Raw genomic sequence first — 17575 nt, forward strand, 5'->3', positions numbered from 1 at the left:
AGCACAGATTTGCAAAAATGCGACACGAATAATGACAGATTGCTGTCTTGCTCTCTGGCAAGGGCTGTTTTTCGTTCTTGTCAGCGGATTGCAAAGCTTATATGCTGACTTATCAGCCCATTGGAGGTCAGCATGCCTGCTTCAGTCACACATCGTGCCGCGCCGCAATTTTTGATCGCCAACCTGCACCGCATCACGCCCGATCATTTATATAAGCGCACGCTTCTGGCCAGCCTGCTGGCCGCCTCCTTGAGTGCGGCCTACGCCAACCCGCAATTACCGCAGGTGGTGTACGGGCAAGTCAATATCAATCAGCAAGGCAAGGTGATGCAAATCACCAATTCGCCTAACGCCATCATCGACTGGCAAAGTTTTTCGATTGCCGCCGGCGAAACCACCCGTTTTATTCAGCAAAGCGCGAACAGCGCGGTGCTCAACCGTGTGCGCGGGGTGGATCCTTCGCAGATTTTCGGCGCCTTGCAATCGAATGGGCGGGTGTTTTTGCTGAATCCGAACGGGATTTTATTCGGCCCCTCGGCCAAGGTCGATGTGCACAGCCTGGTCGCATCCAGCCTGCCGATGGCGAATGAAGATTTCCTGCGCGGCAAATGGCAATTTGGCGACGGCAAGACGCATGGCGGCAAGGTGATCAACGCCGGCCAGATCAATAGCGGGGCCGGCGGGCAGGTGATGTTGATTGCGCCGCAGGTGGAAAACAGCGGCATCATCACCTCACAACGCGGCGAAGTGATGTTGGCGGCAGGCCACTCGGTGCAATTGGTGGATGCGAACAACCCGGATATGCATGTGGTGGTCTCGGCCCCCGCGCACCAGGCCCTGAACCTGGGTGAAATCGTGGCGAATGCCGGCAAGATCGGGATTTACGGCGCACTGGTCAAGCAGCAGGGCAGAGTGCTGGCCGATTCGGCCCAGCTCGACGCCAGCGGCAAGGTGGTGTTCAAGTCCAGCCGCAGCACGGAACTGGGGGCCAACAGCGTGACCAGCGTGCGCAGCGTGGGCAACGGCGGCACGCTGATGGCGCTCGGGCCGCAAGTCGATATGCAAGGCGCGGCCATGATTGACGCCAGCGGCGCGACGGGCGGCGGCACAGTTCTGTTGGGCGGCGATTTTCAGGGTAAAAATCCGCAGATTCCAAACGCGCAGCAGACCACGGTGGCCAAAGATGCGCAGATTCTGGCCAAGGCAGAGCAAAGCGGCGTCGGCGGCCGCATCATCGCCTGGAGCGATGGCAGCACCAACTTCCAGGGGATGGCGGACGCTTCCGGGGTGGCCCAGGGCGGCCTGGTGGAAACATCCGGCAAACAGCATTTATTCATTGGCGCCGGCAAGGTGCGCGCCACTGGCGCCAAGGCTGGCGTATGGCTGCTCGATCCCTCGGATATCACAGTGCGCCATGGCAGCACAAATTCTTTGTCCGGCGGGGTGTTCGATCCATCCGCTCCCAGCACCATTGGCGATACCGAAATCAATGCGGTGCTTGATGGCGGCACCGATGTGGTGTTGCAAACATCCAGCGGTACGGGCGGGACAGGCATTATCAAAATTGAAGGCTCGGCCAGTGAAAATGGTGCGGTAAGCATCAAAAACAGCAGCAGCGGCAAACGTTCGCTGAGTTTGATCACCAGCGGCGATATCTCGCTTGATTATGGCGCCAGCATTCTGGGGACGGACGCCAATGCGCTGGATGTGAATTTCAACACCAGCGGCAAAATCACCCTGGCCGGTCAGATGAATTTGGCCAATGGCAAGCTCACTCTGAGCAATGACGCCAGCCTCAGCGGCTTGATAAAAAACAGCACGCTCTCAAGCAGCAAGCTGATCACCGGCAGCAATGGCACATTGCAGGATGTGACCTTGGATGGCAGTGCCGAATTGGGCGGTTCCCTGTTTGTCGCCGGCAATTTGAATTTTGCCGATCAGGCCGCGATCAAGCAAAGCGGCTATTTGTATTTCACCGATGGCGCGACGCAAACTTTAGACAGCAGCGGCAACGCCAGTTTGACCCTGAGTGGCGGTACGCTGGTCGGCGGCTATCAAGTCAGCGGTCAAACCATCAAGCTCGGCAGCGGTTTGCTGTTGCAGGGACATGGCTCGGTATCTGAATCAAATGGCGCGGCGCTTGAAAATCATGGCAGCATCATTGCCAATGACAGCGGACAGGCGCTGTTTATCAATCTGAGCAAGATAGATAATCAGGGCGGCTTGATGAAGGCCAATACCGGCGGCCTGATGACCTTGACCACCGCCAATTGGAGTAACAGCGGCACGCTGTTGGTGAATTCCGCATCAACCATGAATCTGAATTTGCAGACCAGCACCAGCACGCTGGGCGGCATTACAAATAATGGCGGCACGCTGAATTGGAGCGGCGTGTTGGATAACAGCGCAAACACCTTGGAATTGGGCACGGGCGGGGTATTTGGCGCAGGCGGCTTGAGCAATCTGGAAGGCACAATCAAAGGCGGCGAAATCAAATCCGGCGATGGCAGCAAGCTGCACAGCGGCAGCGGCGGCTATCTGGATGATGTGACCATCGTCGGCACGCTGCCGATCTCCGGCAGCATCAATGTGAAAAACGGGCTGACTCTGGCGGACGGCGCTTTGCTTAACGTCGGCGCGGCAACGCTGAGTATGTATGGCAGCGGCAGTTTTTCCATCAGCACACCCGGGCAGGGGGAAATCCGCTTGGGCGGCGGCAGTTTCGCGCTGGGCGCATCCGCCACCGGCCAGAGCGTGACGCTGGAAAACGGAATCAGCCTGACCGGCTATGGCACAAGCTATGACAATGCGCCTTCCACCCTGTTGAATAAAGGCTTGATCAGCGCCAATCACAGCGGCCAGAATCTGACCCTCTTTAATAAGAATCTGCACAATTATGGCGGTACGCTGCAAGCCGCTGGCGGGGCTTTGACCTTGCAGACCGGGACATACGCCAGCACTGGCGGCAAATTTGATGTCAGCAGCGGGCAAATGATTCTGCACACGCCGCTGACCACCTCGGATTTGAATGGCGCGTTCAGCCGCAGCGGCGGCAAAGTGGTGCTGGCCGGCACATTGGACAACAGCAGCGATACCTTGGATATCAGCAGCAGCGGGCCGTTTGGAACGGGCGGGCTGGATGAATTGAGCGGCACAATTCAGGGCGGTACGGTGAGCAGCGGCAGCGGCCATTCGCTGCAATCCAGCGGCGCTATGGATGGCGTCACCCTGGCCGGCGAATTGAGTATGAGCGGCACGCTGAGCATTAAAAACAGCTTGCAATTGGCGAATGGCGCGAAACTCAATCTGGGCGCCGGCAGTTTGTATTTTGTCAGCAGCGGGACGCAGCAATTGAGCAGCAGCGGCAACGCTGAAGTGGTGTTGGGCGGCGGCACGATTTTGGCGGGGTATGGCGTCACTGCCCAGCAATTGCAAATCGACCCTGGCGTCACCTTGTCCGGCCATGGCGTATTGGGGAATAGCGATAAGGCCGACATCCTGCATTCCGGCACAATCAACGCCAATGTCAGCGGCGAAACCTTGCTGATCAATCCGCACAGCTTCGCCAACAGCGGCACGTTGGAAGTAAATGACGGCACGCTGACCCTGCAAAGCACGAACTGGTCAAATTTCGGTACGCTGAAATTGGCATCCGGGCAATTGAATCTGAATTTGCACACCACTACCGCCGATCTGGGTTCGCTGACCCGCAGCGGCGGCACGGTGGTGCTGGGCGGTAAGCTGGATAATAGTGGTGCGACGCTGGACACCAGCGCCAGCGGCCCCTTCGGCGCGGGTGGTTTGAATCACATCAACGGCGATATCAGCGGCGGTACGATCAGCGGCGATGGCAAGAATACGGTGCAAATCAGCGGCGCCACTTTTGATGGCGTGACCCTGGCCGGCACATTGAATGTGAGCGGCAGTTTTGGCGTGAAAAACGACTTGCAGATGGATGATGGCGCACGGCTTGAGCTGGGTTCCGCCACCATCGGCTTTCTCAGCGGCGGCGCGCAGTTATTAGGCGGCTCCGGCAATGGCGAAATCGTGCTGGGCGGCGGTTCCCTGATAGCCGGTTATGGCGTGAGCGGGCAAACCTTGCAGATTGGCCCCAACACCAAAATCAGCGGCCATGGCTATATCACGCAAAGCAATGCTGCCACGGTGGAAAATTACGGTCACATCAGCGCGGACGTCAGCACGCATAATCTCGTGCTCAATCCGGACACCTTGATCAATAACGGCAAAATCAGTGCGGCAGGCGGCAATTTGCATTTGCAGGCTGGCAGCGTGAGCAATAGCGGCACGTTAGACGCCAGCGACGGCAAATTGCAACTGAGTTATAACACCACCACCGCAGCTTTGGGGACGATTGCGCACAGTGGCGGCGTGATCCACTTTGACGGCGAGTTGAATAACAGCGGCGCAGAGCTGGATATTGGCGGCGGCGGCAATTTTGGCGCGCTCGGACTGGATTCTTTCAGCGGCCTGATCAGCGGCGGTACGCTCAAATCCGGCGATGGCAAAGCCATGCCGAGTCAGGGCGGGCAATTGGATGGCGTCAATATTGCCGGCAAGTTCACCCTGGGCGGCAATTTGCTGGTGAAAAATCTGAGCTTGGAAAGCGGCAGCGTGCTGGAGCTTGGCAGCCATGCCTTACTCTTTAATGGCAGCGGCTTGCAAACCCTGGGCAGCAATGGCAGCGCAGAAGTCACGCTGGATGGCGGCTATTTGCAAGCCGGTCATGGCGTCAACGGGCAAACTTTGGCTATCAGCAGCGGGGTGCGCGTGTATGGTCATGGCGACGTCACGGAGAATTTCTCCGCCACCTTGCAAAATCAGGGGGTGATCGAAGCCAATGCGAGTGGCAAGCAACTCAGTATCAGCGTCACTAAGCTGGAAAACAGCGGTACACTCAAAGCCGATGGCGGCGCCTTGCTGATTAATCAAACCCAATGGACAAACAGCGGCACTCTGGAACTCAACAGCGGCGCCATGCATCTCGATATTGACACCACGACCGCCGGACTTGGTGCGATTACGCATACGGACGGCAAGTTGGTATATGTCGGCACACTGGATAATTCCGGCGCCACGCTGGATATCGGCGCGCATGGGCACTTTGGCGCCAAAGGCTTGACTCAGCTTGATGGCAAGATCAAAAACGGCAATGTGCAGAGCAGCGGCGGCATCGCGCTGAGCGGCTCGAATGGCCGTTTGGATGGGGTGCAGCTGACGGGCGATGTGAAATTGGACGGATATTTGCTCATCGATAATGGTTTGTCCCTGGCCGATGGCGTGAATCTGGAATTAAATGGCGCATCGCTGTATATCAATGGCGGCGGGACGCAAACCATCAGCAGCAGCGGCAATGCGCAAGTGCATTTGCAAGGCGGGATTGTCTATGCTGGCGGCGATCAAAGCGGCCAGACTTTGCAAATCGGCGCTGGCGTGACATTGCGCGGACAAGGATCGATTTTGCAAAGCCAGGCCGCCACCTTGCAAAACAAGGGCGAGATCCTGGCGGATGACAATATGCTGACGATCAGCGGGCTTGCGCTGGATAACCAGGGCACGCTGAAAGCCAATGGCGGCACATTGTTTTTGCAACCATCTGCATGGAGTAATGCGGGCCTGCTGCAAATCAGCAGCGGCGAAGCGCAATTGCATGTTGACGCCAAAACGGCTGACTTGGGCAATGTCAGCAATAGCGGCGGTGTGGTGAGTTTTTACGGCAAACTGGATAACAGCAGCGACACATTGAGCGTTGGCCTGAGCGGCAAAATCACGACGCTGTATGGCGAAGTCAAAGGCGGCGCCATTGAGGCGGCTGACAGCAGCGTGTTTGACCTGCAAGGCGCAACCCTGGATGGCGTCACCATCACCGGCGAGTTGCACAGCAGCGGCTCAGCCATTATCAAAAATAACCTCACCCTGGCCGATCAGGCGCATTGGAAGCTGGGCGACAGTTTTTTAAATTTCCATGGCAGCGGGACACAGCACATCGCCAGCGCCGGCAACGCCACCCTGAGCGGCGGCAAAGATTTGCAAAACAGCGGCACGAATGCGCATGTGGTGGCGGGTTATGGCAGCGCCGGCCAGACCCTGGCGATTGGCAAGGGCATTACTTTGCGCGGCGGCTGGTATCTGGAACACAGCAACAACGCCAGCATTCTGAACGCCGGCGTGTTGCACAATGAAGGCGCAAGCTCTTACCTGCAGGCCAGCGATGTGCAAAACAGCGGCACGATCAAGGTCAGCAACGGCGTCTTGTATTTGAATGGCATGAGCGCAAACGCCGGCGCCGTGGAAATCGGCGATGGCGCCACGCTGCATGCAGCGGCCGCGAATATCAGCAATACCGGGTTGATACGGGGCAGCGGCGAGCTGTATCTGGGCAGCGGCACATTGAGCAATGCCGGCCAGATTCAACCAGGTGACGCAAGCAATGCCGGCACGCTCAAAATCGATGGGCATTTCACCCAGAATGCCGGCGGCGCCCTGAAAATCCGGGTCATATCGGACGCCAATCAATACGACAAACTGAGCGTGGCCGGCGATCTGACGCTGGATGGGACTCTGGAGCTGGAGACGCTCGGCGGATATGTCCCGGCCAAAGGCGATGCATATCAATTCCTGAGCTATCAAAGCAAACTCAATGGCGATTTTGCCACGCTCGCGGCGCCCGATTTCAGCGGCGCCACACTGGATAAGGCCACAGCCGGCCAGATCTGGTTCAAGATGCCGCCCGCCAGCCTGATCAATATCTGGACTTTTGACGGCGACGGCAATTGGAGCGATAGCAGTAAATGGAGCTTGGGTCATGTCCCGGCCAGTGATGAAACCGTGCAATTGCCGGATTACAGCAGCCAGTACACCGTGACTCTGGATAATGGCGTGAATAACGTTAAGAGCCTGGTCCTGCTTGGCAATGACAAGCTGGCGATTAATGGCGGCAGCCTGACCCTGAATCAGAATTCATCAGCAAATCTGGGCGGCTGGCTGGGCCTGGGCGGCGGTTTATTGAGCAGTCTGGGCGATCTGGATTTAAGCTTTTTGAATCTGAGCAATGGCGCACTGGATATCGCCAGCGGCAAACTGCTGACGGTGGCGCACTACAGCCAGAGCGGCGGCACGCTGTCCGGCCCTGGCATGGTCAAAGTGACAGACAGCTGGCTGCGCAGCAGCGGCGTGCTGAATAGTCTGGGCGGCCTTTCCATCACGCAGCAAAGCGGCGCACTGACGCCGGGCAGCATCAGCGGCAATATGCCGCTGCACTTGCAAACCATGGCCGGCGATATTCAAATCAGCTCACCGATCAGTATTAATGGCGCGCGCGTCAAATTGCAAGCCGGCGGCGGTGCGATTACCGGCGCAGCGCAAATCAGCGCGCCGGAATTGGTGCTGCAAGCCGCTCATGGCATTGGCGACCCGGATAATCTGATGAATCTGGCAGTCGATAAATTGCAAGCTGCCGGCGGCGAGAACGGCGGCATTTTCATCAAAAACGCCGGCAATTTGAAGATAGTTGATATGGAAAGCCGGGGCTTGGCGATCCAGGCCGATGGCGCCAGCGGCCCGAATTGGGATAGTAAGAGTCTGGTGCTGGATGTCAGCGGATTTGATGTGCAGATTGACGGCAAGGTGATGGGTAAAGATCAGATGCTGCTGAAAGCCGCCAATCTGGATTTTGCCAATCATGCCAATGCGGTATTGCATACCAGCAATGGCGACATCAAAATTGCCGCCGGCAAGCTGAATCTGCCTGCCGCCGCCACCATCAGCCAGGGCGCTGGCGTGAACATGCAATTGCAGTTGGATCATCTCGATCTGCAAGGCACGATAGACAGCGGGACACAGTCTTGGCTGACCATCGCGCCGCTCTCGTCGAATCAAAGCATGCTGATTTCAAATACGCATGACAATGGCAAGTTGAGTTTGCTGCCGGCGGATTTCAGCCACATTCAGAGCAAACGCCTCGATTTGGGCGACATTGACCACGCCCTGCATGTTGACGCCAGCGTGAGTCTGCCGAATAGCAGTTTGTTTTTGTACGGCAGCCATTTAAGTTTGGGGCCGTCCGGCGCCTTACCGTATGCAGATGTGCGGATGGAAGGCGGCAAGATTGATTTATCCCAAGCGACAGCTGCCAGCATCGGGCAGAGCGGCGGCAAGGTTCTCATGACCGCCGATCAAATTGAGGCGAATGGCTTCAAAGCGATTGTCAGCGGCCAGAGCATTGTCGGCTTTAAGAGCTATAACAAAGCGACGCAAATCGTTTCCAGCATCAGCAATAACGGTGAATTGGAATTGCTGAACGCCGATTTGGCCGCCTTGCAAACCGATGTATTGGCGTTAGACGCCTATAACAAACCGTTGAATTTCAATGCGGCGCTGGATTTGCGCAGCAGTGCAGGCAAATTGACCTTGTATGGAAGCTGTTTTGGCAAAACGCATTGCGGTGAAATCACCCAGATGAGCAATGCGCCGATCATGGTGGACGAACTGTATTTGCAGGGCAATACCGGACTGAATTTGCCGGCGCCAAACCTGATTGGCAAAGTGTCCGGCACGGTCAGCCCGGGCGGCTCGAATTTCGATCCTGTTCCAGCCACGCATTTCATCCGCAACGCGCAAAATCTTGAGCTGTTGAACCTGAACATGCAGCAGCCGTTCGGGCTTGAGTTGAGCAATGGCGGCAAACTCAATCTCAGCGGCACATTGGCCATGAACCAGCAGCCGCTGTCGCTGGTGGCGGATGAGATGAGTTTCGCGGGACAAGTCACCAACGCCGCCATGATTCAACTGGCGCCCGACAGTGCGCGCCCGCTCACGCTGGGCAGCAGCGTCTGCGTGCAAGCGCCTTGTCTGGCCTTGGATCAGCTTGACCATCTGCACACTGAAAAACTGATGCTGGGTAAAACCGGCCATTTGCCCAGCGCGCTGGCCTTGAGTTCCAATACCGATACCGTCTTGCTGCCTTCCGAGTTGCAATATTTATGGCTGCGCAGCAGCGGAGCGGTGACGCAAAGCGCCAAATTGAATGTCACCTATCTGGCGCTGCAGGCGGATGGCGCGGTGAATCTGCCGCTGGATAATGCGGTGTCCCATGTGGCGGCGGCAGGCGCCGGCGATTTGAGCCTGAAATCGATTAGCGGATTGGCTCTTGGCAGCGCGCCGGCGCATGCGGATATGAGCGCCTTGAGCGGCATTGTGCGCAACGGCGATATTTATTTGCACAGCGGCGGCAGCCTGGATGTCAGCAGCCCATTGCAGGCGCTGGGCGGCCACCAGCTGCGCTTGCAAGCGGGCGGCGCGATCAGCAATGGTTCGGCCAATTTGCAAGCGGCGAGTCTGGATCTTGAGGCGAACGGTGGCATTCAATTATTAAGCAATGTCAATGCGGTCAAAGCTGTGAACAGCGGCAGCGGCGATATCGTCTTGAACAATACCGGCGTGCTGAGCGTGGGCGATGTCACGCAAAACAGCAGCGCTAACATTCAGATTGATAATATCGGCGCGCTGACGGTGAATGGCAAGGTGAGCAGCACGACCGGCAACATCAGCCTGGTGGCGCATTCGCCGCTGACGGTGAACGGCAGCGTGATTTCCAGCAACGGCGGTGCGCTGCTGCTGGAAGCCGGCAAGAGCAATAGCATCAGCGATGTGCTGCAAATCAACAGCGGGGCGTCGGTCAGTTCCAGCGGTGCGGTGAATTTGCTGGCGGGCGATGCGATTGTGGTGCAGTCTGGCGCCAGCCTCAGTCCGCAGGCGGTCTTGAATTCGTATCAAAACGGCGGCCCGCCCAGCGTCAACGATTGCATGGCCACGCCGCAGCGTATCGGTTGCAGCGCAATTCTGCCGGATATCAACACTTGCACCGCCAATCCGGCCACCCTGGGTTGCAGCGTTGTGTTGCCATCGCTTAACAGCTGTATTGTCAATCCGAATGCCGCCGGCTGCAGCGTGGTCTTGCCCAGCATGCAAACCTGCCAGACCAACCCCAGTGCGCCGGGCTGCAGCGTGGTGCTGCCGAATCTGGACACTTGCCAGGCCACGCCGAGCGCGCCGGGTTGCAATGTGGTGTTGCCAAATCTGGCCACTTGTATGGCCAATCCAGCCGCAGCGGGCTGCTCGGTGGTGTTGCCGAATCTGGCGACTTGCCAGGCGGCCCCCGCCACCCCTGGCTGCAGCGTGATTTTGCCTTCGCTGGCAAGCTGTATCGCCAATCCGGCCACCGCCGGTTGCAGCGCCGTATTGCCGACGATGGCGGCCTGCCTGAGCGCGCCGGCAACGCCGGGTTGCAGCGTGGTGCTGCCGAATATCGATACCTGTCAGGCCAATCCAAGCGCGCCCGGTTGCAATGTGGTGTTGCCGAATCTGGACAGCTGTATCGCCAATCCTGCCGCGCCTGGTTGTAATGTGGTGCTGCCGAATCTGGCCAGTTGCATGGCGAACCCGGCAACCCCGGGATGCTCAGTGATTCTGCCCAACTTGACCAGCTGCATCGCCAACCCTGCCACCGCCGGCTGCAGTGTGGTGCTGCCGAATCTGGCGGCCTGTATCGCCACGCCCAGCTTGCCGGGGTGCAGCGCGGTTCTGCCGGACATGCAAAATTGCATGGCCAATCCGGCAGCGCCGGGTTGCAATGTGGTGTTGCCGTCTTTGGCGGCATGTATAGCAAGTCCGAGCGCGCCGGGCTGCAGCGCTGTGCTGCCGGGTCTGGAAGCCTGTCTGGCCAATCCGGCCACGCCGGGATGCAGCGTGCAGCTGCCCAGCCTGGCCAGCTGCATCAGCAATCCGGCGACAATGGGCTGTTCTGCCGTATTGCCGACCTTGTCGGCTTGCATCAGCAATCCTGCCACGCCGGGTTGCAATGTGATTCTGCCCAGCCTGGCCAGTTGCGCCGCCAATCCGGCCACCCCTGGCTGCAGCGCAGTGTTGCCGGCGCTGACGGCGTGCATGAGCAATCCGGCGCTGCCGGGCTGCTCGGTGGTGCTGCCGAATTTGTCAGCATGCATCAGCAATCCGGCCACGCCGGGCTGCAGCAGCGTGTTGCCAAGCCTGGCGACGTGCATTGTTTCGCCCGGCGCCGCCGGTTGCAGCGCAGTCTTGCCGAGTTTGGCCGAATGCAGCGCCAATCCAAGCTTGCCTGGTTGCAGCGCAGTCGTGCCGCAAATTGATCAGTGTCTGAGCAATCCGGCTTCTTGTGTCAGCGGCGGCGGCACGGGTGGAACAAATAATTCCAGCAGCGCGGAAGAGTTGCGCGATGCCTTGAACAACACAGTGAATCTGACCAGCCAGCAAAGCAAGCCGGCCACCACGGTATTGGCCAGCAATCTGAGCAAGCCTGAAATCAGCAATCCAAGCAGCAATAACGGCAGCGCCGCCGCCAATAACAGCGGCAGCAACAACAGCGGCGCAGCAGGCGGCCGCACGCCGCCGGCCAATGACAGCGCCAGCAAGCCAGGCGATGGCAAGGCTGCAGAGAATAAGAGCGGTGAGCAGCCGGCTGATAACAAGCCCGCCGACGCCAAGAGCGGCGACAGCAAGAGCAGCGACAGCAAAGATGAAGGCAGCAAGAAAGAAGAAAGCAGCAAAGAAAACAAGAAGGAAGAAAACAAAGAAGTGAAAAAAGAAGAACCGGCGCGCAAGCTGTATTGCAATTGATGATGTTTTTTGCTTCAGGCCTGCCGGCAGCTCTGCGGCCGGCTTGAGTTGCGCGTGGGCAAAACAAAATGGCCAAGCGGCAAGCGCCATCGCGGGTGTTTCGCAGTCAGCTTGGCAACCTTGACGCGTGAGCGCCGGTTTCATTTTGTTCTTGGCCGGGGGGAGCGCCGTTTTGCAGTCCGCTGTCCGGCTTGATTGCCATTCAGCCTATCGCATACCCCATGCCGGGGATAGCATTGGACTGCCAGCGCAGTCTTCTCATGCGGGATGTGCAAACGTGCAAAGACGCCTTGCAAATCCTCCCATTCTTGCGAACAGCCGGGTGCGGCGCATCAAATTTCTCATATCCGCATAGCTGTTCACATATTGAAACGCTGCGCTATCCAGTCTAAAAAAACACGCGTTTTGGCGCTCATCAAACGCCGTCCGGGAAATACCGCCCACACATCCACCTTCGGCATAGACCATTCCGGTAGAATGCGTTGCAAGGGTTGGCCGCGCAATTGCGCCGCCATGAAATCTGAACCAAAGGCAATGCCAAGTCCTGCAATGGCTAAGCGCATTAAGATTTCCGGTGAGTTCGCCAGCACCTTGGGCTTGATTGCACTTTCCCAGACTTCGGCGCCCTTTTGTAAGCGCAGCAGCGGCGTTTCATCGCTGCGTATCGGTATGCAAAGCATGTCATATTGCGGCAGTTGGGAAGGATGCAGAATCGGGCCGTGGCGCGCAATCCATTCGGGCGCGGCGTACAAGCCGGGTTCCAAGGTCGCCAGACGCCGCGCCGCCAGGCTGGCTTCATCGCGCAACTCGCCCATGCGCAAGGCCAAATCAAAATTTTCCGCAATTAAATCCACCCGGCGCGGCGATAAATCCAGTTCCAATACGATGTGCGGATAGCGTTGCACAAAATCCGCCAACATCGGCGCCATCACCAGATTGGCGAAATCACCCGGCATCGAAATACGCAATTTGCCGGATGGCTCCGCCTGGCGGTGTTGCGCCAGCGCCGCCACCGCCTCGGTCTGCTCCAATACCACACGGGCATGCTCCAGCACCGCATGACCGGTTTCGGTCAAGGTCAGATGGCGCGTAGTGCGCTGCAGCAGCCGCTCACCGACCGCGCCTTCCAGCTGCGTAATGCGGCGCGACAAGGTGGATTTGGGCAGGCCGACCCGCTGCGCCGCCGCACTGAAGCTGCCGGCCTCCACCACACGGGCAAACAAGAGCAAATCATTGGCTTGCATTCTGGTCTCCAGATTGTTCCATTAATGAAACAATGATACTCATTTTGATGGCTTCTGCGAGAAATTTGGAACGATTATAGTGATGCATCGACGCACATTTCAAGGGAAAGCGATCATGAATATTCTGCAAATCAACTCCAGCGCGCGCAGCCAGGGTTCCGAATCCACCCGCTGGGCCAATGCGCTCAGCGCGCGCTTGCTGCAACAATATCCGCACGCCACGCTGGAGTTGCGTGATTTGGCGCAAGACCCGCACCCGATTCTGGATGAGGCCGCGTTGCAAGCCATTTTCACCCCGCCAGCGCAACGCAGCCCGGAGCAAGCCGCGCGCGTGGCCCTGGATGACGCCTTGATTGCGCAAGTGCAGCGCGCGGATGTGCTGGTGCTCGGCTCGCCCATGTACAACTTCGGCATTACGGTGCAATTGAAAAGCTGGTTCGATGCGATTGCGCGCGCCGGCGTCACCTTCCGCTATGGTGAAAACGGGCCGCAAGGCTTGTTGAGCGGGAAAAAAGTGTATGTGGCGCTGGCGCGCGGCGGCATGCACAAAGGCTTACCGCTGGATATCCAGACGTCGCATATCCAAACCTTTCTCGCCTTTTTGGGCATGAGCGATGTGCAATTCATTTATGCCGAAGGCTTGAATATGGGGCCGGATGCGGCCCAGCGCGCCCAGCAGCAAGCCGCAGAGGAGGTGGCGGCGGCGCTGGTTTGATTTTTTTGCACAGCCGGCCTTGCCGGCCCTTTGACATCATTTTATGGAGTTCTTTATGCGTAATAAAAAATATGTGCTGCTGATTGCATCGATTCTCTTGGCGCTCATCACCGGCGCCGGCGGTGTGATGAAATTAATGGGTGTCCCGGCAGCGCATGCCAGTTTTGGCGTGCTCGGCCTGCCGGCCTGGTTTGGCTATTTCATCGGTTTGTGTGAAACCTTGGGCGCAATCGCCTTGTTCATCCCCGCTTTATCTGCGCTGGCGGCGGGCGGCCTGAGCGTGATTATGTGCGGCGCGCTGTATTTCCACATCGTGCATACCCCTCTGGCGCAAGGCGTCCCGGCTTTGATCGCGCTGCTGCTGGCAGGCTATATCGCGCTCAGCACGCGCGGGCGGATATTGCAATTCAAGCAGGCCTGAAATACCGGTTTTTCCTGCACGCCAAAGCGCTGCGCTTTGGCGTGTGTTTGCTGTAGTCTGCCCCAATTCTCCCTCTGGCCGACTGGCCGTCGCCCCCCGGATGTCAGTTGACGCTTGCCGTGATTCAAAAATGGGACATGCCGATTTTGCCTGTGGCTTGATGGCGCAGCCTTGAAGGCTGCGCAGTTCTACGCCAGCATTTTCCCCGATTCGCAAGTGCATGCAATCCACCATGCGCCAGGCGATCCATCAGATCAGCTTGCACGCCAAGGACAAAGCCCGGTATGAGCAAATTGTGAGCCTGGCGCCGGATTTGTCAGCCACGTTGCGTATGAACGGCCAGATTTGCAGCAGAGAATGGCCTTTGCAAAACATGGAAAATGGCGTGCAAGCCACCGTGCTGGCCCCTGAGCGGGATGCATTCGCACCTGCCTTGCATGGCGTGTATGTGCGCAAATGTTTGCAACAGGTACAAGACGCCGGGATTGCAGTTAATTTTCATGCGGTGGGTGAAGACAGCTGCGGCGCGCCGCTGTGCGCCTGCGCAGATGCCAGCGCTTATTTGCTGCATACCACGTTTGTTTCGCTGGAAGCGCCGCTGCGCTGCCCGCCAGTCTGGCCTTAGACAGCGTCAAACCCTTGCTGCTGGACCGCCCCTGTTTGTTGTGGATAGGCACATGGGGCAGGGCAGTTATGGCCTCGGGCTGTCCATCGGCTATCACATCGTCAGCGGCGTATTGGGCGGCAGCATCACAGCGCACAGCGCGCCGGGCCAGAAGCTTGAGCGCTGGCGCCGCAATTCATCCGCCATGGAAAACTCGCTGTTGCAAATGAGGAACAGCGCAATTTTTCCAGAGGCATGCATTGCTGCAGAGCAAGGCCGGTTTTCTTTGGTTATGTTCGGTGCTGTTTTATGCCTGGGGGAAACTAAAAGGAAGTAATGTTTGCGCCAAATCAGGCATCTGTAAAACGGCTCTGTAAAATCCCGGCATTCGTCTGGCTTATGTGCGCCGCAATCCTGCAGGAAGAAGTATCTCCGCTGTCGTGGGGAGGCGCTGCGCATGGTCATGGGCGAATTTCGGCGACTCACATGACAACAACACTGGAGCACTTATGCATTTCCCTATCCCCCGTATCTTGCCGTTGGCGCTGGCCGCCATGTTTAATTTCCTGCCTCTCAGCGCGGCGCATGCGGCAATCAGCAATGATGATGCAATCATCGAAGTCTTGACCGCATGCCCAGGCACATTCCCGACCCAGGGCCAGGCCCAGCAATGCGCGACGCAAGCGCTGAATGGTTTGAAAGAGCAGGGCAAGATTGGGAATGCGCAAAAAGGCGAGTTGACGGCGATTTTTGCCCGTGGCACACAATGCGCCAATCATCTCTGTTCCTTCCCCGGTCTGTATAAAGTGGTCAGCGCCGGTGTGGATGCCGGTGTGAGCGACGATAAAATCACATTCGGCTTTGGCCCGATGTCCCCGGATGGCTGGTATGAAGATGTGATGAGCGCATCGGTGGTGGGGCCGGTGGTGGCGATGTCCCTGATTTATCTGGATGGCAATCTGCAATGTATGGCCGGGCAATTGGACACCGTGGTCGGTCAGGAAGCCTTTCCGGCTGGCATGAGCTGCTACTACGGCAATGGCGACAACACCTATGTGCTGGGCGTTTCCAAAGATGGCGGCGCCAGTCTGTTGAATAATGCGGATGGCGCTTTGCCGGCGCAAAGCTATGGCCGTTATAACTTCAAGCTGTATGGCAATTTGGGCGGCTCCGGCAGCTGGTACAAGCTGGCGGTGCAATTCGCCGATGGCACAGTGCTGTTCAGCGATCCTTTCCAAAAGCCTTAAGCATCTGCAGTTTCGCGCCCTCGCGCCCGCATTTCCGGGCGCAGATGGGGGCGAAGCCGTCCTGCAATTGTGGCAAAATGGGCGCCTGATTCACTCCCGGGGAGTAGCACATGGCTGCCTACACACTCAATCCGCAAGACCGGCAAAGGCTGCAGGATTTGCAGACAGAAATCGCGCGCCGCACCGAAAATTTTCTTGGTTATCCGGTCTCCAAAGATTTCGATTACAGCGCCTTGCTGCCATTTTTAAGCTATCCCCTGAATAATCTGGGCGACCCTTTCGCTGATTCGACCTGGAAAGTCGCCACGCGCGAATTTGAACGCGAAGTGGTGACTTTTTTTGCTGAGCTGCTGCGCGCACCCGCGAATAACTGGTGGGGCTATGTCACCAATGGCGGCACCGAGGGTAATTTGTACGGCCTGTATCTGGCGCGCGAATTGCTGCCCAAGGGCATGGTGTATTACTCGCAAGAGACGCATTACTCGGTGGCGAAAAACCTGCATTTTCTGGGCATGCGCTCCATCATGATCCGCAGCCAGAAATCGGGTGAAATCGATTACGACGATTTGCGCGAAACCATGCGCATCCACCGTGATTGCCCGCCGATTATCTTCGCCAATATCGGCACCACCATGACCGAAGGGCGCGACGATATCAGTGCAATCCGCGCCATCATCAGCGACCTCGCCTTGCAGCAATCGTATATCCACGCCGATTGCGCGCTGTCGGGCATGATTTGTCCCTTTATTGAACCGCGCCCGCCATTCGATTTTGCCGACGGCGCGGATTCGATGTCGATCAGCGGACACAAATTTTTAGGCTCGCCGATTCCCTGCGGCGTGGCGCTGGCGAAAAAAAGCAATGTTGACCGCATCGCGCGCGGCATTGCGTATATCGGTTCGCTCGACACCACCATCACCGGCTCGCGCAATGGCTTCACCCCGCTGGTGCTGTGGCAGCGCATTCGCGAACTGGGGCTGGATGGCATGCGCGCACGCGTCGAACATGCTCTCGCCACTGCCGTCTATGCCTGCGAACGCCTGCGCGCCCTGGGCGTGGACGCCTGGCGCAATCCCGGCTGTATCACGGTGGTCTTGCCAAGCGTGCCGGACGCGATTAAAGAAAAATATCAATTGGCCACCGCCAACGGCATCACCCACCTGATCTGTCTGCCGAATGTCAGCACAGCACAGATCGATGCCTTTATCACAGACTGGCAAAGCGCGCAGCAAGCCGCTGCGCAGCCTGCCGCTTGAATTGGAAAACACTATGTCCCATATCACAGTAATTGCCGAAGACCGGCTGGGTTTGATGGCGGAATTGGCGGAAATGCTGGCAGCGCGCCAGATTGATATCACCGATATCAGCGCCAAGCTGTACGGCGCGGATGCGGTGATTCATCTGCAAGTCGATCAATATGAAGCCGCCATCCACGCGCTGGAAGAAAGCCGCTTTCATGTGGTGACAGACGATGCGGTTTTGTTGCGCATCGAAGACCGTCCCGGCGGTCTGGCGACTGTCGCCAAGCGTCTGGCCGATCAACAAATCGCGATCCGCTCGATGGTGGTGGTGCAGCGCCAGGCCGGCTATTCCATCGTTGCTGTCGGGACCGATGATATCCCGGCGGTGCGCACCTTTTTGCATGATGTGGTGGTGCAGTAAGACATGCCGATA

Annotated in this window: 9 protein-coding genes and 1 pseudogene; 9 read left to right on the plus strand and 1 reads right to left on the minus strand. The window is 57.9% G+C overall.

Translation table 11 applies throughout. The features are described from left to right. The first annotated feature begins 132 nt into the window (after positions 1 to 132). Positions 133 to 11670, plus strand: a complete 11538-nt coding sequence (locus tag V8J88_RS00730) for a filamentous hemagglutinin N-terminal domain-containing protein (protein ID WP_338847229.1) — start codon at positions 133 to 135, stop codon at positions 11668 to 11670. A 359-nt stretch (positions 11671 to 12029) separates the two neighbouring features. On the opposite strand, the gene V8J88_RS00735 is transcribed toward V8J88_RS00730, so the two are convergent. After that, positions 12030 to 12914: a LysR family transcriptional regulator gene (locus V8J88_RS00735; protein WP_338847230.1), complete on the minus strand. Its 885-nt coding sequence runs from the start codon at positions 12912 to 12914 to the stop codon at positions 12030 to 12032. A gap of 115 nt (positions 12915 to 13029) precedes the next feature. On the opposite strand from V8J88_RS00735, the gene V8J88_RS00740 reads away from it, so the two are divergent. The 8 genes and pseudogenes from V8J88_RS00740 to V8J88_RS00775 all read left to right on the plus strand — a co-directional run bounded on the left by V8J88_RS00740 (position 13030) and on the right by V8J88_RS00775 (position 17563). After that, complete coding sequence (locus tag V8J88_RS00740; protein ID WP_338847231.1) at positions 13030 to 13629, plus strand: NAD(P)H-dependent oxidoreductase; 600 nt, start codon at positions 13030 to 13032, stop codon at positions 13627 to 13629. Positions 13630 to 13684: 55 nt separating this feature from the next. Continuing rightward, entirely contained in the window at positions 13685 to 14050 is a 366-nt protein-coding gene (locus tag V8J88_RS00745; RefSeq protein ID WP_338847232.1) for a DoxX family protein, read from the plus strand. A 150-nt stretch (positions 14051 to 14200) separates the two neighbouring features. Continuing rightward, positions 14201 to 14302, plus strand: a pseudogene (locus tag V8J88_RS00750) (VOC family protein); the annotation flags it as partial. After that, a complete protein-coding gene (locus V8J88_RS00755; RefSeq protein WP_338849975.1) occupies positions 14283 to 14675 on the plus strand; it encodes a DUF2310 family Zn-ribbon-containing protein in 393 nt (130 codons plus the stop codon). The pseudogene V8J88_RS00750 and the gene V8J88_RS00755, both read left to right, overlap by 20 nt. A gap of 52 nt (positions 14676 to 14727) precedes the next feature. Beyond that, a complete protein-coding gene (locus tag V8J88_RS00760) occupies positions 14728 to 14991 on the plus strand; it encodes a hypothetical protein (protein ID WP_338847233.1) in 264 nt (87 codons plus the stop codon). A 172-nt stretch (positions 14992 to 15163) separates the two neighbouring features. Next, positions 15164 to 15901 (plus strand): hypothetical protein, encoded by a 738-nt coding sequence (locus V8J88_RS00765; protein WP_338847234.1) that lies wholly within the window; start codon positions 15164 to 15166, stop codon positions 15899 to 15901. 110 nt (positions 15902 to 16011) lie between these two features. Next, positions 16012 to 17157, plus strand: coding sequence for a histidine decarboxylase (locus V8J88_RS00770; RefSeq protein ID WP_338847235.1), 1146 nt, complete (start codon positions 16012 to 16014; stop codon positions 17155 to 17157). A 13-nt stretch (positions 17158 to 17170) separates the two neighbouring features. Continuing rightward, positions 17171 to 17563, plus strand: a complete 393-nt coding sequence (locus tag V8J88_RS00775; protein ID WP_338847236.1) for a hypothetical protein — start codon at positions 17171 to 17173, stop codon at positions 17561 to 17563. The last annotated feature ends 12 nt before the right edge of the window (positions 17564 to 17575 follow it).

The organism is Massilia sp. W12, from assembly GCF_037300705.1.
In the GTDB taxonomy this organism is placed as follows: Bacteria; Pseudomonadota; Gammaproteobacteria; order Burkholderiales; family Burkholderiaceae_D; genus JACPVY01.

Bases quoted from the DNA above. Each gene is read 5' to 3' on its own strand.
- V8J88_RS00730 (WP_338847229.1), top strand. From the start codon at position 133: ATGCCTGCTTCAGTCACACATCGTGCCGCGCCGCAATTTTTGATCGCC.
- V8J88_RS00735 (WP_338847230.1), bottom strand. From the start codon at position 12,914: ATGCAAGCCAATGATTTGCTCTTGTTTGCCCGTGTGGTGGAGGCCGGC.
- V8J88_RS00740 (WP_338847231.1), top strand. From the start codon at position 13,030: ATGAATATTCTGCAAATCAACTCCAGCGCGCGCAGCCAGGGTTCCGAA.
- V8J88_RS00745 (WP_338847232.1), top strand. From the start codon at position 13,685: ATGCGTAATAAAAAATATGTGCTGCTGATTGCATCGATTCTCTTGGCG.
- V8J88_RS00755 (WP_338849975.1), top strand. From the start codon at position 14,283: ATGCGCCAGGCGATCCATCAGATCAGCTTGCACGCCAAGGACAAAGCC.
- V8J88_RS00760 (WP_338847233.1), top strand. From the start codon at position 14,728: ATGGGGCAGGGCAGTTATGGCCTCGGGCTGTCCATCGGCTATCACATC.
- V8J88_RS00765 (WP_338847234.1), top strand. From the start codon at position 15,164: ATGCATTTCCCTATCCCCCGTATCTTGCCGTTGGCGCTGGCCGCCATG.
- V8J88_RS00770 (WP_338847235.1), top strand. From the start codon at position 16,012: ATGGCTGCCTACACACTCAATCCGCAAGACCGGCAAAGGCTGCAGGAT.
- V8J88_RS00775 (WP_338847236.1), top strand. From the start codon at position 17,171: ATGTCCCATATCACAGTAATTGCCGAAGACCGGCTGGGTTTGATGGCG.